Source organism: Gordonia sp. CNJ-863, from assembly GCF_001942325.1.
GTDB lineage: Bacteria > Actinomycetota > Actinomycetes > Mycobacteriales > Mycobacteriaceae > Gordonia > Gordonia alkanivorans.
On sequence record NZ_MKKG01000033.1, the window covers coordinates 199,601 to 221,880 of the forward strand.

Genomic DNA, 22,280 nt, shown 5'->3' on the forward strand with positions numbered 1-22,280 from the left:
TGACCGTAGGTTGCGTCCCTCATTTCGCCCGATTGAGCCGGGTAGCTCACACCGGAACCGGAGCAACGCCCTTGACCTGCGGTGATGGGCTCGGGCGTGCGGGTCGGGGCGGCCACCGACGGCCGTGGTGAGCGGAGTTCGTGCAGGACATCGCTAACCTGAATCACGTGAGCGCACGTAAGGCTGCGTCCGTGGGTCAGGCCCCGGCCCGCAAGCAGGAGACCCACCTCGGGCTGGTCCGACGCGCGCGCCGGATGAACCGCACCCTCAAGGTCGCGTTCCCGCACGTGTACTGCGAACTCGACTTCACCAACCCGCTCGAGCTGTCGGTCGCCACCATCCTGTCGGCTCAGTGCACCGACGTGCGGGTCAACCAGACCACCCCGGCGCTGTTCGCGAAGTACCGCACCGCCCGCGACTACGCCGAGGCCGACCGCACCGAACTCGAGGAGATGATCCGCTCGACCGGCTTCTACCGGAACAAGGCGAACTCGATCATCGGACTCGGCCAGGCCCTCGTCGAGCGGTACGACGGTGAGGTCCCGAACAAGTTGAAGGACCTGGTGTCACTGCCCGGGTTCGGCCGCAAGACGGCCAATGTCGTTCTCGGAAACGCGTTCGGGGTCCCGGGGATCACCGTCGACACGCACTTCGGTCGCCTGGTCCGACGCTGGCAGTGGACCGAGGAAGAAGACCCGGTGAAGGTCGAGCACGCCGTCGGTGAACTGATCGAACGCAAGGAGTGGACCGACCTGTCCCACCGCGTGATCTTCCACGGTCGGCGTGTGTGCCATGCCCGCAAGCCTGCGTGTGGGGTCTGCATCCTCGCCAAGGACTGCCCGTCGGTGGGCACGGGTCCGATGGACAAGGCCGAGGCGGCCGCACTGGTCAAGGGCCCCGAGACCGAGCACCTGCTCCGACTGGCGGGACTCGCCGCCCCGTGAACGACAACGCCACCGAACCGGCGACCCCGCAACCCGCCGATTCCCCCGAACCCCCCGCGCCGCCGACCTCTCGCTTCCCGGCCGCTGCGCGCTGGACCCTCGTCTTCGTCATCGTGATGATCGCGCTCATCGTCGCGATCTGGCCCCGCGGCGACGCCCCTTCGCCGACCACCGGGTCGCCGCCGTCGGTCAGCGGGCCACGCCCCTTCGACGCGCCGGTCGACGAGGCCCGCGTGGCGCAGGCACGGGCCGACGCAGAGCTCGCCGACTGCCCGGTCACGGGCCTGCCGGAGAACCCGGACTCGGTGCTGGCCGGCATCGTCGAACCGTGTCTGGGGACCGGCGCGCCGTACGACCTCGGCGCTGCCACCGCGGGAAAGCCCCTCGTCGTCAATGTCTGGGCGCAATGGTGCGGCCCCTGCAAGACAGAGTTGCCGTACTTCGAGGAGTTCGCCGCTCGTGCCGGCGACCGCGTCACGGTGCTGGCACTCCATGCCAAGGAAGGCGGGACCAACCCGTTCTTCCCGCTGACACTGCTCACCGAGATCGGAGTTCGCTTGCCGTCCGTGCTCGATCCCGACGGCCGGGTGGCCGCCGCCATCACCGCGCCACGGGTCTTCCCGTCGACCGTCTTCCTGCGTCCCGACGGCACGATCGCCAAGGTGTACCCCGGAGTGTTCGACAGCCCGCAGGAGATCGCCGACGCGGTCGAGGAGTACCTGGGCGTGACCGTATGAGCAACGACTCGCACGTCGGCCCGCTCGTGCATCCCGACGAGATCCCGCCGTGGATGCATGCGATGACCGGCGACGTCGGCGCTGTCTCCGAGAGCGTCAACAATCGGGGCGGGGACCGGACCCGTTGGGCCCAGATGTTCCGGCGCGACCGCCGCGCAGCCGCGGTCCTGGTTCTGTTCTCCGGTTCCTGGGAGGCCGCCGACGATCATCCCGGCGGCGTTCCCGCCGACGCCGAGGTGCTCCTGACCGAACGTGCGTCGACCCTGCGTCAGCACAGCGGACAGGTCGCCTTCCCCGGAGGTGCTGCTGATCCGGGCGACGACTTCCCGGTAGGCACCGCACTGCGCGAGGCGCGTGAGGAGACCGGTCTCGACGCGTCGGGTGTGCACATCGTGGCAAACCTGCCGACCTTCCCGGTTCCGCCGTCGGGCTTCGACGTCGTGCCGGTGATCGGCTACTGGCGCGAGCCGAGCGAGGTCAGGGTCGTCGATCCGGGTGAGACCGCCCGCGTCGACCGCATCAACCTGCGTGAGCTCCTCGCTCCCGAGAACCGCTTCCAGGTGCGTCGTTCGGTGATGGGCGGCCGCCTCTATCAGGGTCCGGCCTTCTTCGTCGACGGTCTGCTGGTCTGGGGCTTCACCGGCGGACTCATCGCGGCCATCAGCGATGCATCCGGCTGGGACCGCCCCTGGGACAAGAACGATGTCCGACCGCTCGACGAGATGATCGAACGTGCGGGCAACCGTCAGGAGTCGGGTTTCAGCGCGGTCCATCCGCGTGGGACCACCGACCCCGACGCCCACGCCGGACCCGGTGCGAACTGATGACCGGGTCCGCGTGGGTCGACGTCATCGTCATCGGCATCGCGCTCCTCGCCGCGATCAGCGGCTACCGGTCCGGTGCGGTCGCCTCGGCGCTCGCGTTCATCGGCGTCGCGCTCGGGGCGGTCGCGGGACTGCTCCTTGCGCCGCATCTGATCGAGCGTTTCGACGACCTGCAGGTCCGGGTGCTCGTCGGGATTGCCGTGCTCGTCGTGCTGGTGGTCATCGGTGAGGTGGCCGGCATGGTGTTGGGCCGGGCCGCGCGAGGCGGCATCCGGTCGCCGGGACTGCGGGCCATCGACAGTGGCGTCGGCTCGATCCTGCAGGTCGTGGCCGTGCTCCTGGCCGCGGGACTGCTGGCGATCCCGTTGCGCGGTTCCGCCGACCCGGCCATCGCCGGGGCGGTACGCGACTCCAAGGTCCTGACCGGCGTCGAGGTGCTGTCGCCGCAGTGGGTCAACGATCTGCCCGGCGATTTCAAGGCGCTCCTCGACAGTTCCGGGCTTCCCAAGTTCCCGTTCGTGAGCACGCCGTCGACCAATGTCGACCCGCCCGACCCGGCGCTGGCCGACCTGCCCGTGGTCCGCCAGGCGCGTCCGAGCGTCGTCAAGATCGAGGGTGTCGCGCCCAGCTGCCGCCAGGCCCTCGAGGGCAGCGGCTTCGTCGTCTCGCCCGAGCGCGTGATGACCAACGCCCACGTGGTGGCCGGCACCGAACGCCTCGAGGTCGAGACCTCCACCGGGGCACGGCTCCCCGCGAAGGTCGTCCTCTTCGACAGCGACACCGACATCGCCGTCCTCGACGTCCCCGGCCTCCGCGCGCCCGCACTGAGATTCGCCTCGCGGCCGGCGTCGACCGGCGACGACGCCATCGCGCTCGGCTTCCCCGAGGCCGGGCCGTTCTACGTCAGCCCGCTACGTGTCCGGTCGACGTTCAACCACACCGGCGACGACATCTACCGGTCCGGTCAGGTCACGCGTGAGGTCTATGCCGTGCGCGGATCGATCCGGCAGGGCAATTCCGGTGGACCGCTGCTCAACTCGGACGGCGAGGTGCTCGGCGTCGTGTTCGGTGCGGCGGAGAACGTGGCCGACGAGACCGGCTTCGTGCTCACCGCCCGTCAGGTGCGCGCCGACTTCGACGAATCCGAGCGACGAAGCGAGCGGGTGAGTACCAAGAGGTGCGTGCTGGCCTGATCCGCCGCGCCTTCTCGGTGGCCACGTCGTTGGTCGCCTCCGGTTCGGTCCGGAGGAACTCGAGGATCGCCTCGGTCACCGCCGCGGGCTGCTCCTGGTGCACGAAGTGCCCGCTGCCCTCGATCTGCCGGTAGGTCTGGTGCGCCGCCCACCGACGGCCGTCGGCGATGGCGTCGCTGAGGATGTACGGGTCGTCGCGGCCGCGCAGGGCGAGGACCGGCAGGTGTAGCCGCTGGTCCATGAGCTCCATGAAACGCAGTCCGTCGGGCCGGAACTGGGAGCGGAACGCCCAGCGTCGGTACTCCAGACTGCAGTGCGCGACGTAGGGGATCAGCATCGCCGACCGGTTCAGTTCGACGGTCTGCGCGTAGTCGGGTCCGGAGCGCCAGGACGACGACGAACGCTGCGCGAAATAGTCTGCGATGAACGCCGCGTCGTCCCGGGTGACCTGTCGTTCGCCGACGCGCGGGATCTGGTTGCGCAGGAAGAGGTTCAGGAACTGTTCCCGCTGAGCCCGGTCACGCAGCGCGCGTCGACGCAGTGCCCGCGGGTGAGGCGACGCGACCACGACGATCCGGTCGACGACGCGGGGATGCAGGGTGGCGGTCGCCCAGCAGACCAGTCCGCCGTCGGAGTGGCCGATGAGTGTGGCGCTGGTGTGCCCGAGGGCGCGGACGAGACCGTTGGTGTCACCGGCCAGGGTCCAGCCGTCGTAGCCGCGAGGCGGTTTGTCGGTGTCGCCGTAACCGCGGAGGTCGACCGCGACGGCCCGGAAACCGGCCTCGGTGAGCGCGGTCAGCTGGTGTCTCCAGCTCCACCAGAACTCGCCGAAGCCGTGGAGCAGCAGTACGAGCGGTCGGTCGCCGGCGGGAACCCCCGCCGGTTCGACCGCGTGGAACCGGACACCGTTGGCGCGGACGTCGAGGTGCTCCCAGTCGCCGGGAAGACGAACGCTCGACGGGTCAGGTGCCTCGCTCAAGACTCACCCCTCGCGGGCGGGAGGGATCCTCGGGTGCGCCGGGGCCTGCGGATGGCCGGGGCCGCGGTGGGGCAGCACCGTCGACAACTCGTTGACCGATTCCATCGTCTTCTTCGGTCCACGGACTTTCTTGAAGAAGATGTAGCCGACGAACGCCGCGATGCAGGTGACCACGACGAGGATCAGGAAGACGATCAGGAACGCCAGCCAGCGCCACACGAACTCGTCGAGCAGTTCGGCCAGGAAGAAAAAGAAGAAGAAGCTGGAGTACAGCGCCATCACGCCGGCGACGATCAGCAGACCCGTACCCGCGCCGGCCTTCTTGGCCTCACCGACGAGCTCGGCCTTGGCGAGGGCGACCTCGGACCGGAACAGGGTCGAGACGCTCGCGGTGGCGTCCTTGACCAGGCTCCCGATGCTCGGCTCGCCGTTGGGACCGGCGTTCGCGTCCGAGAGTGGGATCGACGGGACGGAGTCCCGGCCCGCTTCGGGCAGGCCGTGCTCGTTGGGGCTCACAGAATCCTCCGTTGTTCGGCTGATGGCCATATGTTGCCATGTGTGGGCTCACGAGGTGGCGGCCCACCCGGCGAGATGCCGGTGAAAGTCCGCCGAGAGCCCGATGCGCCGCCGGTGAACTTGTCACCGGCGGCGCATCGACGCAGTCGTTCCTGCTCCCTGAGGAGCGGGCTCGCGAGCGTCAGGACTTCTTCGAGCGGATCGCCTCGAACACCGACGGATCGACGAGCGTCGAGGTGTCGCCGAGCTCGCGACCCTCGGCCACATCCTTGAGCAGGCGGCGCATGATCTTGCCCGAACGCGTCTTGGGCAGCTCCGGCACGACGTTGATCTCGCGCGGCTTGGCGATCGGGGAGATCTCCACCGACACCTGCATGCGGAGCTCGGCGATCAGCTCGTCGCCGGTGTTCTCGACGCCCTCGCGGAGGATGACGAAGGCGACGATGCCCTGGCCGGTGGTCTCGTCGGCGGCGCCGATGACCGCGGCCTCGGCCACACCGGAGTGCCCGACGAGGGCCGACTCGACCTCGGCGGTGGAGATGCGGTGGCCGGACACGTTCATCACGTCGTCGACGCGGCCGAGGACCCAGAGGGCGTGGTCCTCGTCGTAGCGGGCGCCGTCACCGGCGAAGTACCAGCCCTGCTCGGCGAAACGCGACCAATAGGTGTCGCGGAAGCGCTCCTCATCGCCCCAGATCCCGCGCAGCATCGCCGGCCACGGCTGATCGAGGACGAGATAACCCTGCTCGCCGGCGCCGACGGGGTTGCCCTGGTCGTCGACGATGTTCGCGCTGATGCCGGGCAGCGGCTTCATCGCCGAGCCGGGCTTGGTCGCGGTCACGCCGGGAAGCGGCGAGATCATGATCGCGCCGGTCTCGGTCTGCCACCAGGTGTCGACGATCGGTGCCTTGCCACCGCCGATGACCTCGCGGAACCACCTCCACGCCTCGGGGTTGATCGGCTCGCCGACGCTGCCGAGCAGGCGGACCGACGACAGGTCGTGGGCCTCGGGGATCTGCTGGCCCCACTTCATGAACGTGCGGATCAGCGTCGGGGCGATGTAGTAGATCGTGACGCCGTACTTCTCGATGATCTCGAAGTGGCGATGCTCGTTGGGGGAGTTCGGGGTGCCCTCGTAGACCACCTCGGTGGCGCCGTTGGAGAGCGGCCCGTAGACGAGGTACGAGTGGCCGGTCACCCAGCCGATGTCGGCGCCACACCAGAAGACGTCGCGGCCTTCCTTGTGGTCGAAGACGTAGTGGAAGGTGTAGCTGACCTGGGTCAGGTAACCGCCCGAAGAGTGGACGATGCCCTTGGGCTTGCCGGTGGTGCCGGAGGTGTAGAGCAGGAACAGCGGGTGCTCGGAGTCGAAGGCCTCCGGTTCGTGGACGTCGGACTGCTGGTCGACGGTGTCCTCCCACCAGACGTCGCGTCCCTCGACCCAGTTCAGGTCGGGGTCGTGATTGGTGCGACGCACCACGAGGACCTTCTCGACCGACTTCGCGGCGTCGTCGCCGGTGCCCAGCGCCTCGTCGACGTTGGTCTTGAGGGGGGCGGGCTCGCCGCGTCGGTACTGACCGTCGGTGGTGATGACGAGCTTGGCCTCGGCATCGTCGACGCGGGAGCGCAGGGCGCCCGAGGAGAAGCCCGCGAACACGACGGAGTGGGTGAGGCCGAGGCGCGCGCAGGCGAGCATCGAGATCAGGGCCTCGGGGACCATCGGCATGTAGATGGCGACGCGGTCGCCGGCCTGCAGGCCGATGGAGGTGAAGTAGTTGGCCGCCTTGCTGACCTCGGTGAGCAGCTGGCTGTAGGTGAGGTCGCGGGTGTCGCCGGGTTCGCCGACCCAGTGGATGGCGACGCGATCGCCCTTGCCCGCGGCGACGTGCCGGTCCACGCAGTTCACGGAGACGTTGAGCTTGCCTCCGACGAACCACTTCGCGAACGGTGCGTTCGACCAGTCGAGGGTGTCGGTGAAGTCGGTGGCCCAATCGAGTCGACGCGCCTGCTCCGCCCAGAACTCGAGTCGGTCCGCGTCTGCACGGTCGTAGATCTCGGCGTTGGCGTTGGCCTGCGCGGCGAACTCTTCGGATGGCGGGAACGCCTGGACGGTGGTGGAGGACATCAGTGAAATGAGCCTTTCGCTTCTCGACGGCGGATCAACCCAGAGTAAAGGTGACACGACGGGATGACGGATCGCTGGTGTGAGCGTAGTCACGCCACGTTGCAACGGGGTACCGGTGCTCCGATGAGCGTGGTCGATTCGCGACGAGCGGTGGCTCTTTCGCGACGAGCGGTCGTCACCCATTGTTCACGCATGACCGCGGCCTTGTTCAGGCGCCCGCAAGAATGGGCGGAGGGCGAATATTCGAAACCATCACTAACAATAAGTGTCGTCATGGTTCGTTCGTGAGGCCTTTCGATCATCGACCGGTTGGACTACATCGATGTCCGGGTTGGAGCGAGGCGCCGTGGGTATGGTCCGACCGGGGTCGGGGGAGCACGCGACGAGTTCGCGCAACTATCGTCAGGGCGTGACCAACGATCCTTTGGCTCCTCTGCTGGACCTCCCCGGCGTGGCCGACGCTGCCGATCGAGCGCGTGACGCGCTGTCCGCGGTGCATCGGCACCCCGCCAACCTGCGCGGATGGGACAAAACGGCCACCGAGGCGTCGTGGCGGGCGGGCCGGTCGTCGGCTGCGATCGACGGCGGAAGCGTGGAACTACGCCGCGACGGGGACTTCGACGATCCGATTCTCGCGGGGGCGATGCGCGTGTCGCAGGCCCTCGACGGTGAATCGCTCGAGACCCTCACCGGCGTGATCCGACGCGCCCCTGCTCAGGCACTCGCTCGTTTGCACACGCTCGCCGCCGCCGACCTCGTCGCGAATCCCGACGAGCTGGGCCGCCCGCGACCCGAGACGGATGTGGCGAATCGTCTCGATCTGTTGGGGCAGTTGATAACCGGTGCCACGTCGGTGCCGGCGCCGGTGCTCGCCGCGGTGGTGCACGGCGAGCTTCTCGGGCTCCAGCCCTTCCCGACTGCGAACGGAGTGGTCGCGCGTGCCGTGTCCAGGCTCGTGGGCGCCGCGACGGGACTCGACCCGCATTGTCTGGGGGTCCCGGAGGTCACCTGGTTCAAGCGCGCGGGTGAGTATCGGTCGCTGGCGGCGGCCTTCGCCTCGGGTGGTCCGGACGGGTTGCGGGACTGGCTCGTGTTCTGTTGCGAGGCGCTCGAAGCCGGTGCGGCGGAGGCGAAGTCGATTGCCGATGCGGCGCGGGCGGGTAGTTCGAACCGACCCCGGACAACACTGCGGGCGGCCTCCCTGTCGTTACCGACGAGGTTGCCGCCCGCGTAGCACGGACTCAAGTTACCAAGCGTGCTTGGTGGGTTGTGGTCACCGCCTCGGCGATTGAACACGGGTCAGGTCGCCCGTACCGTCCACGTGCGGCCATCTTCAAGGCCATTCTCCCCGGGCTCCTCGCCGGCGGGGGGAAGGCAGTGGCGCAACTAATGTGGCGGTCGTTTCTCCTGCCGCGATTTCGCAGGCGCACAACGCTTTTGCCTTTATGCGGCGTGCTCCGCGTGGGTGCTTGCCGCCCGTGCTGGGAAGTGCTCGGAGCGGGGACTCGGTCCTTCTCTTCCGGATCGGGCTTGGCCCTCCGAACTTCCGTACCACTGTTGTACACCGTGATCGCGGTCACATCAAGTGATCGGTGTCCAAATGTTGAACGACTTCCCGGAATCGACGGGAAGTACTGCGGGGCAGGGTATTCGCGATCCGAGACGGTGCTGTCCGGCGCGCGGCGTGCGGTGGCCGGCGTGTCGCGACGCGGGTCTCGGGGTCCCGATGGGTTCCGGGTTCGTCATGACGATCCGACCTTCGGGGTCGTCCGCAACCCCGGCGGACGGCCCGGATGTCCGAGATTCACCAACTGCAAGTTTCCTTGAGAAAATGTGTTAGCTGGAGCGCTGTGTATAAGCCTCGTCGGTCTCCCGAGGATCAGAACGGACATTTGCGAAGAACGATTGTTGTACTTGCAAAGAATCAGAAGCCGTGTGTATAGTCGTCGGTACCCGGTTCTGATACCGGCGCCTTTCAGCCCGACCCCCCGGGGCTGAAACGCGACAACCCCGGCCTCCTCCCCCCTGGCCGGGGTTGTCTTCTATCTAGGGGCAGCCTCCGCCTTTGCGGACATTCGTTCACTGCCAGTTGTAGTCTGCTCGGCCATTGTCCTGTGGATTCTTTCCACAGCCCGCCGACGATGTCCACAGAGGCCGCGAGCGGGCTCCTGAGGGACCTTCTCCGCCTCATCATCGACGCCATGCCCGATGATCTGCTCGTTCTCGTCGACCCGGATCTGTATGACGACGTCGCGCGCTGCGCGGCGGCCGCCGGATATCGCACCGTCGCCGCCCGGCCCGACGACTGTCGCCGTGAATGGCTCACCAGCCGCGCCGTGGTGGCCGATCCGGCGGCGATCGCCGTCCTCACTCTGATACATCCACCGCGTCGCGACGGTCTGATCCTCGTCAGTGCGGAGGAACCGCGAGCCGACACCTGGCGGATGGCGATGGACCTCGGGGCCACCGACGCGGCCGCGCTGCCGTCTGACGAGAATCGCCTGGTCAGATCGTTGACCGACGTCCGCGTACCTCGCCGCCGGCCCGCGGGTGTCCTCGCGGTGATCGGCGCACATGGTGGAGCCGGCGCATCGACGCTGGCCGCGGCGGTGGCTCTCACCAGCGTCGGGAACGGATCGTCCACCCTGCTCCTCGATCTCGACGACGTCGCGCCCGGTGCCGACCTGCTGCTCGGGATCGAGCAGCGCCCGGGCTTGCGCTGGCAGGACCTGTCGCTGGACGGAGGCGTCGTCGGTGGCACGGCGTTGCACCACGCCCTGCCACGTGCCGGGAGTGGTCTCGCGGTGTTGACCTCGGAACGTCTCCCCACGCGGGCGCCGGGCTCTGACGCGGTGGCCGCGGTCATCGACGCAGGTCAGGCCCACGGAGATCTTGTGGTGGTCGACCTTCCGCGCGCCGACACCCCGGTCGTCCGTACAGCGATCGCTTCGGCGGATCTCGTCGTGCTGGTCTCCGCCCCGTCGGTCGGTGGCTGCGCCGCGGCACGTCGGGTGGTCGGCCGGCTCATCGGTGACGAGGTCTCCGTCGAACTCGTGGTCCGGGGTCCGTCACCGGGTGGTCTGCGGCCCGCGCAGGTCGCCGACGCGATCGGGGTCCCCTTGATCGCCGCGTATCGGCCTGACCCGCGTCTTCCGGTCCGGCTGGAGGGTGGACCGCTCCGCGTCCGACCCCGCAGTCCGCTCGGACGTGCGGCCCAAGCCGTCCACTCGAGGGTGGCAGGACAGGGGAGAGCGGCGTGACAGTCGATCGAACTGACGACGAGCTGCTCGAACGCGTCCGGTCTCGGCTGGCCTCAGATGCCGCGGAACCGAGCCCGGCGGTGATCGCCGAGGCGATCCGTGCCGAGGCCGGCGGTGTCCTGGGCGACACCGACCTCCTCGCGGCACTCCGTTTCCTTCAAACGGAGCTCACCGGCGCCGGAAAGCTGGAGGCACTGCTCGCCGAACCAGACATCGCCGACATCCTCGTAGCCGGTCCCGACGACGTATGGGTGGACCGCGGACGCGGACTCGAGCCGGCGACGATCCGCTTTCCCGACGAGGCATCGGTCCGGCGCCTGGCGGGACGTCTCGCGCTGAGCGCCGGACGTCGCCTCGACGACGCGCAACCGTGGGTCGACGGCCAGCTGTCCGACGTCGGCCGGCGCGGATACACGGTGCGACTACACGCGATCATTCCGCCGCTCGCCGCCGACGGCACCTGTATATCGTTGCGGGTGCTGCGTGCAGCGTCGAAGGACCTGCCGAGTCTGATCGCCGGCGGCGCCATCCCGGCAGAGGTGGTCGGGATCATCGGTGACATCCTCCGACACCGCTTCTCCTTCCTGGTCATCGGCGGCACGGGCTCCGGAAAAACGACGCTGCTGAACGCGCTGATCGGCGAGATGAACACTCGTGAGCGGCTCGTGTGTGTCGAGGACGCCCTCGAGCTCGCGCCCCGCCATCCCCAAGTGGTTCGACTCGTGGCACGCGCGGCGAATGTCGAAGGCGTGGGCGAGGTTCCGGTGCGTGCGCTGGTGCGGCAGGCGCTGCGCATGCGGCCCGACCGGATCGTCGTCGGGGAGGTGCGAGGCGCCGAGGTGATCGACCTGCTCACCGCACTCAACACCGGACACGACGGCAGCGCCGGGACCGTGCACGCCAACTCGACCTCCGAGGTGCCGGCGCGGATGGAAGCCCTTGCCGCGCTGGGCGGGATGGGTCGCGATGCGTTGCACAGCCAGTTGGGCGCGGCCCTGCAGATGGTGCTCGGTGTCGCGCGCCGAGCGGACGGTTCACGTGGGCTCGTCGAGATCGGCGTCGTACGGCGTGCTCCTGACGGGCGAGTCGACATCGTGCCGATCTGGTTGCGAGACAGTGGTTTCACCGACCATCGACCGTTCTTCGACACGATGCTCGCCAGACATCGACCGCCCGGCGGTCGGTCCGCTGACGACCCCGGGACCTCCGCTGGTCCGCGCCGGCTGTCGGCATGATGTCCGGGATTCCGCCGATGGCCCCGGTCCTGGTGGCCCCGGTCCTGGTGGCCCTCGGGTTCGGTGTCCTGTTGTGGTCGCCGCCGCGGGCCTGGCAGCGCCTGCAGATCGTCGTGGGGAGGCCGCGCGTCACCCGATCGTCGAATCGGATGGCGTTTCTCGCCGCGGGTGCACCGGTGGCGGCCTTGGTGCTCGGTGGGCTCTCGGCCGCGGTTGCGGCGGGCATCGTCGTGGCGCTCGTGATGTGGATTCGACGACGTCGACAGGCGGAGAAGAGGTTCGATCGTCGGTTGGACGACCTGCTGCTGGCGCTGTCCCTGATGATCTCGGAACTTTCGGTCGGCGCGCCCCCGGTGCACGCCTGCGAGGTTGCGGTCGCCGAGCTCCGGCGGCGCACGGCCGACGGTGGTCGTGGCTGTTCGGAGATCGCCGATGGGCTCGAGGCGATGGCGTCGCGAGCGTCGCTCGGTGGGTCGGCGATCGCAGATCCGGAGCCGACACCGGGTTCGGAGGACGCGTCGGGGGCGGCGTCGTGGCATCGGATCGGAGTGGCCTGGCAGACCGCCGAACAGTACGGCCTGCCGATGGTGGACACGCTGGCGGCGTTGCGGTCCGATCTGCGGTCGCGCCGCGGATTCGCCGACCGCACACGTGCCGGCCTGTCGGGGCCGCGTGCGACGGCGATGGTGCTGGCCGGTCTGCCCCTGCTCGGTATTGCACTGGGCCAGGCGACCGGCGCCGGGCCGATCCAGGTACTCCTCGGCGGTGGTCTCGGCGGCGTCCTGCTGATGGTCGGAACCGTCTTGGCCGCCGCCGGAGTCGCGTGGTCGGAACGCATCACCGGGAAAGTGCTGGCCCGTTGACCGGGGTGGCGATCGCGATGGCGTCCTTGGCCGCGGGGTTGCTGGTCTGGCCCGCGCCGCGCTGGCGGCTGTACCGGGTCGTCGACCCTCCGCCGGGCCCCGACCGCTCGCCGAGATGGCTGGGTGCGGGTCCACCGCGGGAGGATCCGTTCGCCGTGGCATCCGCCTTCGATCTGTTCGCCGTGTGCCTCCGGGCCGGGTTGCCGGTGGGTGTCGCCGCGGCGGTCGTTGCCGGCCGTGCCCCGCCGTCGCTCGCCCGGCCGCTCGCGCGTGTCGCTGACCTGCTGCAACTCGGTGCCGACCCGGACACCGCATGGGCGGCGCTGCTCGAGGATTCATCGGAGGCGAAGAGGTCGGCCGACGACCATCTCGAAGCCCTCGCGGCGCTGGCCAGACGCTCGGCCCGAGCCGGTTCGTCACTGGCGGGCGGACTCGCGGAACTGGCGGACGATGTTCGACGCCGCGCTCATGACGATGCGCTGGCCGCGGCCGAGCGCGCCGGAGTGGCGATCAGTGGTCCGCTCGGGCTGTGCTTCCTGCCTGCGTTCATCTGTCTCGGGATCGTCCCGGTAGTGGTCGGTCTGGCGTCGACGGTGCTCGGCGCGTTTTGACTGCGAGCGCGGAAGTGCTCACGAACTGTCGGTGCCCACCAGCACACTGGAGACATGGCTGACACCGGACACCGACACCATGCGATCGACTACGTCGAGCTCACCGTCACGGACATGGCTGCGGCGCGGACCTTCTATTCGGGCGCGTTCGGCTGGGAGTTCAACGACTACGGACCCGGTTACTCGGGAATCGTCGGGCCGGGAGGAGCAGGGTCGCCCGAGGCGGGCGGCCTCGCGCTCGGCGACTCGGCGCCCACCCGGGGCGGTCCGCTGGTCCTGCTGTACTCCGATGACCTCGACGCAACGGTCGAGAAGGTGCGTGCGGCGGGAGGTCAGATCGTCGACGGTCCCTACGACTTTCCGGGCGGCCGACGGTTTCACTTCACCGACCCGAGCGGTAACGAGCTCGGCGTCTGGTCGTCCGCCTGAGGTGTCCGCTCGCAAACCCACCCCTCGAGGGGTGCGGAGTCGAAAACTCGATGGATCCCAGCGGGGCTTTGATGCGTCCAAGTAGTGCAGAACTCGAAGGTCGCTCGTCCCGACAGGAGAACCCATGACCCACAACCTTTCTCGTCTCATCGATCGTGCAGGTGCGCACGCCACGCGGCTGATCACCGACGAGGACGGCATGTCCACGGCGGAATACGCGATCGGCACAATTGCGGCCGCGGCGTTCGGGGCGATCCTCTACACGGTGATCACCGGGGACAACATCGTGAGTGCGCTGACCGGCATCATCGGGAAGGCTCTCAGCACCTCGGTGGGCTGATGTGCTTGCGTGCGCTGAGGATTCGGATTGCGGAGATCGGTCGGGATGAGGCGGGGATGGTGACGGTCGAGGCGGCATACGCGGTCGCTGCGATCGTGGTCGCGGTGCTGCTCGCCGTCGGAGCGATCGGTGGCGTGACGGCCCAGATCCGTTGTACCGAGCTGCGCGGGAGGCGGCACGGCTGACGGCAGCGGGTGACGATTCGGCGCGCGAGGTCGCGAAGCGGATGGCGGGGGATCGGGCCGTGGTGTTGGTGTCGGTCCAGGGGAAACGTGTCGTCGCGCAGGTGCGCACCTCGGTGGCGTTGTTGCCGGGCCTCACGATGTCGGCACAGGCCGTGGCCGCCAAGGAACCGCGAGGCGAGGATCAGGTGGTCTTCGCGCCCGGCGTCGAACCGTGAGGGCCGTCCGCGGTCTCGTCGCAGATGACCATGGCAATGCGACGGTGCTGGGCGCGTTCGCGATCGCCGCTCTCGCGGCAGTTCTCGTCATGGTCATCTACGTCGGCGCGGCCGTGCTCGCCCGTCACCGCGCTCAGTCGGCAGCTGACCTGTCCGCGCTGGCCGCAGCCGCAGATCACGTGGCGGGGGAGTCCGAACCCTGCACCGCTGCGCGTGCAGTGGCGACGGCACAACGGCCTTCGGTCGAGGTGGTCGCGTGCCGAACGGACGGTGAGGACGTGCTCGTGTCGGTGCGGGTCCCGGTCGACCTGGGCACCTTCGGCGTCCGGGCGGCCACGGCGTCCGCGCGGGCCGGTCCGGTCGAGTAGCGGTGTCGAGCTACCCGCGACTGTCCTCGTCGACGACGATCCGTTTCGGATACACCCGTACCGATTGCATAGGGGCGAACCACAATTGGTGAAAGTGAACGTCCGTGTCGCCGCGGTAGGCGAGTTCGAAGGCTTCGGTCCCGGTGTTCAGCGGGATCCACGGTCGAACCGCCCGCACGAACGACGACCAGTGGATCAGTTCGCCCTCGGTCAGGAACCCGCCTGCAGCAGCCCAGGTTTCGCCGGACTGCGCGTCGGACGACGCCAGGTACACCTCGCCGAGCGACGGCGTGATCCTCGGGCCGATCATCGCGGTTTGCAGGTACCACTGGGCGGTGGTCACCACCGGGGTGAAGCCGCCCGACCGGGCCGCGCACCACCCGTAGTGCAGGTCGAGGGCATCGAGTGCCGCCTCCTCGGAGAAGAACACGTCGCGTTCGCCGATGGAGGCCGGCAGGTTGTCGGTGTCCTGGGTGGGCCGGGCAAGCAGGAAGAAGGCGCGCGAGGGCCGGGACACCAGCCGCTTCGTTCCGATCCCCCGATCGGATGCCTCGTCATGCATGAGCCAAGTATTGCCGAGACAACAGTTCGAGGACGGTCACTGCGCCATCTTTGTCCAACGGATCATTGCCGTTGCCACACTTGGGGCTCTGTACACACGACGGGCAGCCGCTCTCGCATCCGCAGCTCGCGACGGCGTCCCGGGTGGCGTTGATCCAGGTGAGGAAGGCAGAGTGCCCGCGCTCGGCGAAACCCGCCCCGCCCATGTACCCGTCGTAGACGAAAACGGTCGGCAATCCGGTGTCGGGATGGAGGTCGGTGGAGACGCCGCCGATGTCCCATCGGTCGCACGTCGCGACGAGGGGGAGGAGTCCGATCGCCGCATGCTCGGCCGCGTGCAGGGAACCGGGCAGCCTCGTGTCGTCGATTCCGGCCTCGGCCAGCACCTCCGGTGTGAGCGTGTACATGACCGCCCGGGTATGCAGGGTCTGCTCGGGCATGTCGAGTTCGACGGCGTCGAGCACCTCACCGGTCCGCAGTGTCCGCAGGTAACCGACTACCTGATGCGTCACGTCGACCTCGACGAAGGCCACGGTCAGCGGACCGAACTCACGGCTCTCGATGACGGAGGTGATCGAGATGTCGGTGGTCTCGCGTGCCGACGTGGTCCAGTCGGGGTCCTCGGGATGTGCGAGCGCCAGGCCGTCGTCGAGGTCTAGTTCATCGACGAGGTACGTCTCGCCCTGGTGGATGTGCACCGCGCCGGGGTGCACCGTCGACATCGCGCGCCCGGTGTCGACGGTGCCCAGGACCTGCGAGGTCGTGGTGTCGACGATCAACACCTGCCCGCCGATCCCGCCCCGAATGTCGATCTCGGCGTGCGGTTCGACGCCGGCGGCGACGTACCAACCCGACTTCCGTCTGCGCAGCAGGCCTTCCGTGGCCAGGTCCTCGGCCACCGGCCGCGCATCCCAGGCGTCTATCTCGGTGTCCGAGAGCGGCTTCTCTGCGGCGGCGCACAACAGATGCGGCCCGAGGATGTACGGGTTGGCCGGGTCGGTGACGGTGGCCTCGACCGGCTTGCCGAGGAGCGAGTCGGGATGGTGCACCAGGAATGTGTCGAGTGGGTCGTCGCGGGCGACCAGGACCACCAGCGAGTCCCCGGACTCCCGTTGGCGTCCGGCCCGACCCGCCTGCTGCCAGAACGACGCGACCGTCCCGGGGTAGCCGCTGACGATGACAGCGTCCAATCCGCTGATGTCGACGCCCAATTCGAGTGCGTTGGTGGTCGCGACACCGAGCAGCTCGCCGTCGGAGATCGCCTTCTCGAGCTTGCGCCGGTCATCGGCGAGATAGCCCGCACGGTAGGCCCCGATCCTCGACTCGAGTTCGGGCGCACTCTGCGACAACAGGTTCCGCGCCGACAGTGCCGTCAGTTCGACGCCCCGCCGACTGCGCGCGAAACACAGTGTCCGCGCACCCTCGACCACGAAATCCGCGAGTAACCGTGCAGATTCGGCGCCGGCGGAGCGTCGGACCGGCGCGCCGTTCTCCCCGGTCACCGCCGGCAGGAAGTCCGGCTCCCACAATGCGACGGTGCGCTCACCGCGCGGCGAGCTGTCCTCGGTCACCGCGACCGCGGGCTCACCGATCAAGCGGCCCAATGCCTCCGCGGGTTGCGCGACCGTCGCGCTGGCACCGATCACCGTCGGATTCGCGCCGGCCGCACGGGCGATCCGGAGGAGCCTGCGCATGACGAGTGCGGTGTGGGAGCCGAAGACGCCACGGTAGTGGTGGCATTCGTCGACGACGATGAAGCGAAGATGCCGGAAGAACTGACGCCACCGGGCGTGATGCGAGAGGATGCCGATGTGCAGCATGTCGGGGTTGGTGAATATCCACCGTGAGTGCACGCGCGCCCACTGCCGGATCTCGGGGTCGGTGTCGCCGTCGTAGGCGCAGGGCTGCAGGTGCCCGAACTCCGGCCGCCCGGCGATGATCGAGGAGACCGCCCGGATCTGGTCCGCGCCCAACGCTTTCGTCGGCGCGAGATATAACGCTGTCGAATTCTTTTCATTCAGCAGAGTCGAAAGAATTGGCATCTGGTAAGACAGTGATTTACCCGATGCGGTTCCGGTGCAGATGGCGACATGATTACCGCGGAATGCTTCGTCGGCGGCCCGGGCCTGGTGTGTCCAGACGCGTTCTATTCCGTTGTCCGCGTACGCGTCGAGGAGTGCTGTGGGCACCCATTCCGGCCACTCGGCGAAAGATGCAGGGCGCGACGGGATTACCGACAGGTGCGTGAGTGGGGACTCGTCGGGGTCGGTGCCTGCGAGGGACCTTGCGAGGAGATCTGTCCCGAATGTGGAGTACTGCATTTTATGGTGGAAACTCTTCAAAGTGGTGTCGGCGCGGGAGGTCTGGGAAGGTCGGGATGTTACCGATGGATGTCGTGCTGCTGAAGTTTGGCGAGGTTTTTGCTCATCTTGGTTGATGTGACTATCGCAAGTGGGCCGGACATGATTGACTGGGTGAGGCCGCAGCTTTCGCAACCCGTCGAGGCGGGCGACAAGCGTGTTGCAGCCGTGGTACTGAGGTTAGTTTGGCGGATCGAAGCAGATCTTCGCGGGGCTCTTTGAAGTATGGCGGTCAACCGGCCACGACGCGATGACCCATCGTGTCGCGACAGTTGATATGTAAAGGATTGCAAGACATGGCACAGGGGACTGTGAAGTGGTTCAACGCGGAAAAGGGCTTCGGCTTCATCGCGCCTGACGAGGGCTCCGACGACGTGTTCGTCCACTACTCCGAAATCCAGGGAGCCGGTTTCCGCACCCTCGAGGAGAACCAGCGGGTGGAGTTCGAGGTCGGCCAGGGCACCAAGGGCCCGCAGGCCACCGGCGTTCGCGCGGTCTGAGACCACCTGCGCAACTGCATACGCAGCTTGCCGACAACCGCTCCCGTCTCGTTCAGTCGAGACGGGAGCGGTTTGTTTTCCGGGGGCCGCTGAAGCGGCGGCGCGAACCGCCGCGGGAAAGACCGGTTTCGGGGACCCGGACCACCTAATCTCGGCTTGTGGGCCAGTTGTCGTTCTTCTCCGCGGAGACAGAGGAGCCCGCGTACTCCGATCTCGCGGGCCTGCTCGCGGCGCACGGTCAGGCCGTCCGTTCGGACTCCGGTACGCGGGTCTCGATCGTCGTCCGCGATCGCTGGCGCGCGGAGCAGATCGTCGAGGAGATGCGGGCCTCCGGTCTCGACGCCGAGGTCACCACCTCCGATGAGGGCACCCCGTTGGCCCGCACCGCGGCGTGTCATGAACTCGACGCGCTTCACCTGGCATGGTCGGCAGGCGCGGTCAAGGCGATGCCCACCGGCTGGATTCCGTCATACCGTGCGCTGCGGCTCTGGGTGATCGCCTCCGGCCACTCCGACGAAGGCCGCTACCAACTCGGTCTCGACCCGCACGCCCGCGACACCCACGCGGCACTCGCCACCGCACTGATGAGGGTCGGGATCGCACCCACCCTGGTCGGCACGCGGGGTCATTCACCTGCACTTCGCATCGCCGGCCACCGTCGTCTCGTTCGTCTGCACGAATACGTCGGTCCGCCGCCGAATGCAGCGGCGGTGCCGGATTGGCCACCTGCGGACATACATTAGCGATCTCTTCTAGATCGTTCTGACCTGGGAAAACGCTGACTGAAAGCGCGGTATGGGTCACATCTGACAGCGTCACAAGGAATTCGGATGTGCAAACGGCGCTATACATAAGGTACAAACCCATCGAACACACCTGTTCAGACATGCAGGTGGTTCTCCACCCAGTCAACCGAAGGACGCCCCGGTGGCCGAGACCAGCACCGCATCCCGCTCTAGTGGGGGAATCCGACGACTCGTGATCGTCGAGTCCCCTACAAAGGCGCGCAAGATCGCCGGTTACCTCGGCTCCAACTACGTGGTGGAGTCGTCCCGCGGCCACATTCGCGACCTGCCGCGCGGCGCCGCCGACGTCCCCGCCAAGTACAAGGGCCAGCCCTGGGCGCGCCTCGGGGTGAACGTCGACGACAACTTTGAGCCGCTCTACGTCGTCTCGCCGGACAAGAAGACCACCGTCAGTGAGCTGAAGTCGCTGATGAAGGACGTCGACGAGCTCTACCTCGCCACGGACGGTGACCGCGAGGGGGAGGCCATCGCCTGGCACCTCCTCGAGACGCTCAAACCGAAGATCCCGGTCAAGCGGATGGTGTTCCACGAGATCACCGAACCCGCGATCCGCGCGGCCGCCGAGAACCCGCGTGATCTCGACATCGACCTCGTCGACGCCCAGGAGACCCGACGCATCCTCGACCGCCTCTACGGCTACGAGGTGTCTCCGGTGCTGTGGAAGAAGGTCATGCCGAAGCTGTCGGCGGGCCGCGTGCAGTCCGTCGCGACGCGCATCATCGTCGAGCGTGAACGTGAGCGCATGGCGTTCGTGTCCGCCGAGTACTGGGACATCGCCGCGACCATGGACGCCGGCGCCGAGGCCAGCCCCTCGACGTTCAAGGCCCGCCTGGTCAACGTCGACGACGCCCGTGTCGCCACCGGTCGCGACTTCGAGGCGACCGGTGAACTGAAGAAGCCCGACGGGGTCGTCGTGCTCGACGCCGACCGCGCGGAGAGCCTGGCCGCAGGTCTGCGCGGCGCCGCCATGACGGTGACCTCGGTGGAGGAGAAGCCCTACACCCGTCGCCCGTATGCGCCGTTCATGACGTCGACGCTGCAGCAGGAGGCCGGCCGTAAGCTTCGCTTCACCTCCGACCGCACCATGCGCATCGCGCAGCGGCTGTATGAGAACGGCTTCATCACCTACATGCGTACCGACTCGACGAGCCTGAGCGAGTCGGCGATCAACGCCGCCCGCGCCCAGGCACGCGAGCTGTACGGCGACAACTTCGTCCACCCGACGCCGCGTCAGTACACCCGCAAGGTCAAGAACGCCCAGGAGGCCCACGAGGCGATCCGTCCCGCGGGCGAGACCTTCCGGACTCCCGGCCAGGTCGCCGGCCAGCTCGAGGCCGACGAGTTCCGCCTGTACGAGCTCATCTGGCAGCGCACCGTCGCCTCGCAGATGGCCGACGCCAAGGGCACCACGCTGAGCCTGCGGATCGCGGGCACCGCGTCGTCCGGGGAGCGCGCGACGTTCGCCTCGTCGGGCCGCACCATCACGTTCCCCGGCTTCCTGTCGGCCTACGTGGAAACCGTCGACGAGCAGACCGGTGGCCAGGCCGACGACGCCGAGAACCGCCTGCCACAGCTGACCGAGGGACAGTCGCTCACCGCGACCGAGCTCACCGCCGACGGTCACTCGACCAACCCGCCGGCCCGCTTCACCGAGGCGTCGCTGGTCAAGGTGCTCGAAGAGCTGGGCATCGGCCGTCCGTCGACCTACGCCTCGATCATCGGCACCATCCAGGATCGCGGTTACGTCGTGAAGAAGGGCAACGCCCTCGTCCCGTCGTGGATCGCCTTCGCGGTGGTGGGACTTCTCGAGGCGTACTTCGAGAGTCTCGTCGACTACGACTTCACCGCGACCCTGGAAGACGATCTCGACCAGATCGCCACCGGCAACGAGAACCGGACGAAGTGGCTGTCGGAGTTCTACTTCGGCGACGAGCGGTCCGGCGACGCCGAGGCACGCTCGGCGCACTCGGCGATCGCCCAGTACGGCGGACTCAAGAAGCTCGTCGGCGTCAACCTCGAGGAGATCGACGCCCGCCAGGTCAACTCGATCCGCTTGTTCGACGACGAAGAGGGCCGGCCGATCTATGTGCGCGTCGGCCGCTTCGGTCCGTACCTCGAGCGTGACCTCAACGCGAACAAGAAGACCGACGCCGATGCCGAACCCGATCTGCAGCGCGCCAACCTGCCCGCCGACATCACGCCGGACGAGCTGACGCTGGAGATCGCGGAGAAGCTGTTCTCGACGCCGCAGGAGGGTCGCTCGCTGGGCGTCGACCCGCTGACCGGCCACGAGATCGTCGCCAAGGAAGGGCGTTTCGGTCCGTACGTGACCGAGATCCTGCCCGCCGACGACGATGACGACGACGGCGAAGCCCCGATCACCATCCCCGCGGGTCCGACGCCGCGCGACGGCGGATCTCCCGGCACCGGCGGCAGCGACGCCGGCGACGCCGATGTGGTCCCGCTCGATTCCCCGGGCGGCGGCACCACCACCAAGACCAAGCCGGCGGCGAAGAAGGTCGCCAAGAAGGCGGCGAAGAAGGCCGGCCCCAAGCCTCGCACCGGTTCGCTGTTCAAGTCGATGGACATCTCGACGGTCACCCTCGACGAGGCTCTGAAGCTGCTGTCGCTGCCGCGCGTCGTCGGCGTCGACCCGGAGTCCGGCGACGAGATCACCGCGCAGAACGGGCGCTACGGTCCTTACCTGAAGAAGGGCTCGGATTCGCGGTCCCTCGGTAGTGAGGAACAGCTCTTCGAGATCACCCTCGACGAGGCCCTGAAGATCTACTCCGAGCCCAAGCGTCGTGGACGGCAGGCGGCTGCGCCGCCGCTGCGTGAACTGGGCAAGGACGACGAGGTCAGCGGCAGGCCGATGGTCATCAAGGATGGCCGCTTCGGTCCGTACGTGACCGACGGCGAAACCAACGCGAGCCTGCGCAAGGGCGACGAGGTCGACTCGATCACGCCGGAGCGCGCGATGGAACTCCTCGCCGATCGTCGCGCTCGCGGCCCGGCCAAGAAGGCGGCGAAGAAGGCCGCCAAGAAGGCCCCGGCAAAGAAGGCTGCGAAGAAGACGGCCGCCAAGAAGACCGCGAAGAAGGCTGCCGCCAAGAAGACGACCGCCAAAAAGACCGCGGCCAAGAAGACGGCCGCGAAGAAGACGACGGAGTCGTCGGAGGATTAGCGGGCCCCAGCCGCTGCTTGAGGTGCGAGGAGCGCGAGCGACGAG

At 68.1% G+C, this 22,280-nt stretch carries 20 protein-coding genes and 1 pseudogene; 16 read left to right on the forward strand and 5 right to left on the reverse strand.

From position 1 onward, the window contains the following. The first annotated feature begins 140 nt into the window (after positions 1-140). The 4 genes from nth to BJF87_RS16770 are packed head-to-tail and all read left to right on the forward strand — an operon-like array spanning position 141 to position 3,698. Positions 141-944 (forward strand): endonuclease III, encoded by an 804-nt coding sequence (nth, locus tag BJF87_RS16755; RefSeq protein ID WP_006359029.1) that lies wholly within the window; start codon positions 141-143, stop codon positions 942-944. Then, positions 941-1,681 carry a TlpA disulfide reductase family protein gene (locus BJF87_RS16760; protein WP_006359030.1) on the forward strand — a complete coding sequence of 247 codons (741 nt, stop codon included), beginning with the start codon at positions 941-943 and terminating at the stop codon, positions 1,679-1,681. Before nth ends, BJF87_RS16760 begins: the two co-directional genes overlap by 4 nt. Further along, the gene (locus tag BJF87_RS16765; RefSeq protein ID WP_035754726.1) at positions 1,678-2,505 is read left to right on the forward strand and encodes a CoA pyrophosphatase; all 828 of its coding nucleotides are present in this window, start codon (positions 1,678-1,680) and stop codon (positions 2,503-2,505) included. Before BJF87_RS16760 ends, BJF87_RS16765 begins: the two co-directional genes overlap by 4 nt. Next, a complete protein-coding gene (locus tag BJF87_RS16770; RefSeq protein WP_035754728.1) occupies positions 2,505-3,698 on the forward strand; it encodes a MarP family serine protease in 1,194 nt (397 codons plus the stop codon). Before BJF87_RS16765 ends, BJF87_RS16770 begins: the two co-directional genes overlap by 1 nt. Here BJF87_RS16770 and BJF87_RS16775 read toward each other — a convergent pair. The 3 genes from BJF87_RS16775 to acs form a co-directional block, all read right to left on the reverse strand. Then, on the reverse strand, positions 3,613-4,677 hold the full coding sequence (locus BJF87_RS16775) for an alpha/beta fold hydrolase (protein ID WP_006359033.1): 1,065 nt from the start codon (positions 4,675-4,677) through the stop codon (positions 3,613-3,615). The two genes, BJF87_RS16770 and BJF87_RS16775, sit on opposite strands and share 86 nt — an antisense overlap. A 3-nt stretch (positions 4,678-4,680) precedes the next feature. Further along, a complete protein-coding gene (locus tag BJF87_RS16780) occupies positions 4,681-5,193 on the reverse strand; it encodes a phage holin family protein (RefSeq protein ID WP_006359034.1) in 513 nt (170 codons plus the stop codon). A 181-nt stretch (positions 5,194-5,374) separates the two neighbouring features. Further along, positions 5,375-7,318, reverse strand: a complete 1,944-nt coding sequence (gene acs, locus BJF87_RS16785; protein ID WP_035754730.1) for an acetate--CoA ligase — start codon at positions 7,316-7,318, stop codon at positions 5,375-5,377. Positions 7,319-7,727: 409 nt separating this feature from the next. On the opposite strand from acs, the gene BJF87_RS16790 reads away from it, so the two are divergent. From BJF87_RS16790 to BJF87_RS16830, 9 genes and pseudogenes are all read left to right on the forward strand, one after another. After that, the gene (locus BJF87_RS16790) at positions 7,728-8,552 is read left to right on the forward strand and encodes an oxidoreductase (RefSeq protein WP_262339040.1); all 825 of its coding nucleotides are present in this window, start codon (positions 7,728-7,730) and stop codon (positions 8,550-8,552) included. A gap of 967 nt (positions 8,553-9,519) precedes the next feature. After that, positions 9,520-10,578 carry a septum site-determining protein Ssd gene (gene ssd, locus BJF87_RS16795; RefSeq protein ID WP_035754779.1) on the forward strand — a complete coding sequence of 353 codons (1,059 nt, stop codon included), beginning with the start codon at positions 9,520-9,522 and terminating at the stop codon, positions 10,576-10,578. Continuing rightward, entirely contained in the window at positions 10,575-11,813 is a 1,239-nt protein-coding gene (locus BJF87_RS16800) for a TadA family conjugal transfer-associated ATPase (protein WP_006359038.1), read from the forward strand. The genes ssd and BJF87_RS16800 overlap by 4 nt, the downstream gene beginning before the upstream one ends. After that, positions 11,810-12,676 carry a type II secretion system F family protein gene (locus BJF87_RS16805; protein ID WP_035754733.1) on the forward strand — a complete coding sequence of 289 codons (867 nt, stop codon included), beginning with the start codon at positions 11,810-11,812 and terminating at the stop codon, positions 12,674-12,676. Before BJF87_RS16800 ends, BJF87_RS16805 begins: the two co-directional genes overlap by 4 nt. Continuing rightward, complete coding sequence (locus BJF87_RS16810; protein ID WP_006359040.1) at positions 12,673-13,287, forward strand: type II secretion system F family protein; 615 nt, start codon at positions 12,673-12,675, stop codon at positions 13,285-13,287. Before BJF87_RS16805 ends, BJF87_RS16810 begins: the two co-directional genes overlap by 4 nt. Before the next feature lie 54 nt (positions 13,288-13,341). Continuing rightward, the gene (locus tag BJF87_RS16815) at positions 13,342-13,716 is read left to right on the forward strand and encodes a VOC family protein (protein ID WP_075863588.1); all 375 of its coding nucleotides are present in this window, start codon (positions 13,342-13,344) and stop codon (positions 13,714-13,716) included. 124 nt (positions 13,717-13,840) lie between these two features. After that, complete coding sequence (locus BJF87_RS16820; protein WP_075863589.1) at positions 13,841-14,056, forward strand: DUF4244 domain-containing protein; 216 nt, start codon at positions 13,841-13,843, stop codon at positions 14,054-14,056. Continuing rightward, positions 14,056-14,456 (forward strand): annotated as a pseudogene (locus tag BJF87_RS16825) (TadE family type IV pilus minor pilin). The gene BJF87_RS16820 and the pseudogene BJF87_RS16825 overlap by 1 nt, the downstream one beginning before the upstream one ends. Further along, a complete protein-coding gene (locus BJF87_RS16830) occupies positions 14,453-14,824 on the forward strand; it encodes an Rv3654c family TadE-like protein (protein ID WP_035754737.1) in 372 nt (123 codons plus the stop codon). The pseudogene BJF87_RS16825 and the gene BJF87_RS16830 overlap by 4 nt, the downstream one beginning before the upstream one ends. Before the next feature lie 10 nt (positions 14,825-14,834). Here the strand turns inward: BJF87_RS16830 and BJF87_RS16835 are convergent, their stop codons facing one another. Together BJF87_RS16835 and BJF87_RS16840 are read right to left on the reverse strand one after the other, a co-directional pair. After that, the gene (locus BJF87_RS16835; protein WP_075863590.1) at positions 14,835-15,386 is read right to left on the reverse strand and encodes a hypothetical protein; all 552 of its coding nucleotides are present in this window, start codon (positions 15,384-15,386) and stop codon (positions 14,835-14,837) included. Then, the gene (locus BJF87_RS16840; RefSeq protein WP_035754739.1) at positions 15,379-17,706 is read right to left on the reverse strand and encodes a DEAD/DEAH box helicase; all 2,328 of its coding nucleotides are present in this window, start codon (positions 17,704-17,706) and stop codon (positions 15,379-15,381) included. Before BJF87_RS16840 ends, BJF87_RS16835 begins: the two co-directional genes overlap by 8 nt. A gap of 335 nt (positions 17,707-18,041) precedes the next feature. Here BJF87_RS16840 and BJF87_RS16845 point away from each other — a divergent pair, with 335 nt between their 5' ends. From BJF87_RS16845 to topA, 3 genes are all read left to right on the forward strand, one after another. Continuing rightward, positions 18,042-18,245: a cold-shock protein gene (locus tag BJF87_RS16845; protein WP_006359048.1), complete on the forward strand. Its 204-nt coding sequence runs from the start codon at positions 18,042-18,044 to the stop codon at positions 18,243-18,245. Positions 18,246-18,403: 158 nt separating this feature from the next. Further along, positions 18,404-18,988, forward strand: a complete 585-nt coding sequence (locus BJF87_RS16850; RefSeq protein WP_075863591.1) for a hypothetical protein — start codon at positions 18,404-18,406, stop codon at positions 18,986-18,988. Positions 18,989-19,172: 184 nt separating this feature from the next. Beyond that, complete coding sequence (gene topA, locus BJF87_RS16855; RefSeq protein WP_075863592.1) at positions 19,173-22,235, forward strand: type I DNA topoisomerase; 3,063 nt, start codon at positions 19,173-19,175, stop codon at positions 22,233-22,235. Positions 22,236-22,280: the final 45 nt, after the last annotated feature.

Coding starts and splice junctions, on each gene's coding strand:
- BJF87_RS16765 (WP_035754726.1), top strand. CDS start 1,678: ATGAGCAACGACTCGCACGTCGGCCCGCTCGTGCATCCCGACGAGATC.
- BJF87_RS16770 (WP_035754728.1), top strand. CDS start 2,505: ATGACCGGGTCCGCGTGGGTCGACGTCATCGTCATCGGCATCGCGCTC.
- acs (WP_035754730.1), bottom strand. CDS start 7,318: ATGTCCTCCACCACCGTCCAGGCGTTCCCGCCATCCGAAGAGTTCGCC.
- ssd (WP_035754779.1), top strand. CDS start 9,520: ATGCCCGATGATCTGCTCGTTCTCGTCGACCCGGATCTGTATGACGAC.
- BJF87_RS16805 (WP_035754733.1), top strand. CDS start 11,810: ATGATGTCCGGGATTCCGCCGATGGCCCCGGTCCTGGTGGCCCCGGTC.
- BJF87_RS16815 (WP_075863588.1), top strand. CDS start 13,342: ATGGCTGACACCGGACACCGACACCATGCGATCGACTACGTCGAGCTC.
- BJF87_RS16820 (WP_075863589.1), top strand. CDS start 13,841: ATGACCCACAACCTTTCTCGTCTCATCGATCGTGCAGGTGCGCACGCC.
- BJF87_RS16835 (WP_075863590.1), bottom strand. CDS start 15,386: ATGCATGACGAGGCATCCGATCGGGGGATCGGAACGAAGCGGCTGGTG.
- BJF87_RS16840 (WP_035754739.1), bottom strand. CDS start 17,706: ATGCAGTACTCCACATTCGGGACAGATCTCCTCGCAAGGTCCCTCGCA.
- BJF87_RS16845 (WP_006359048.1), top strand. CDS start 18,042: ATGGCACAGGGGACTGTGAAGTGGTTCAACGCGGAAAAGGGCTTCGGC.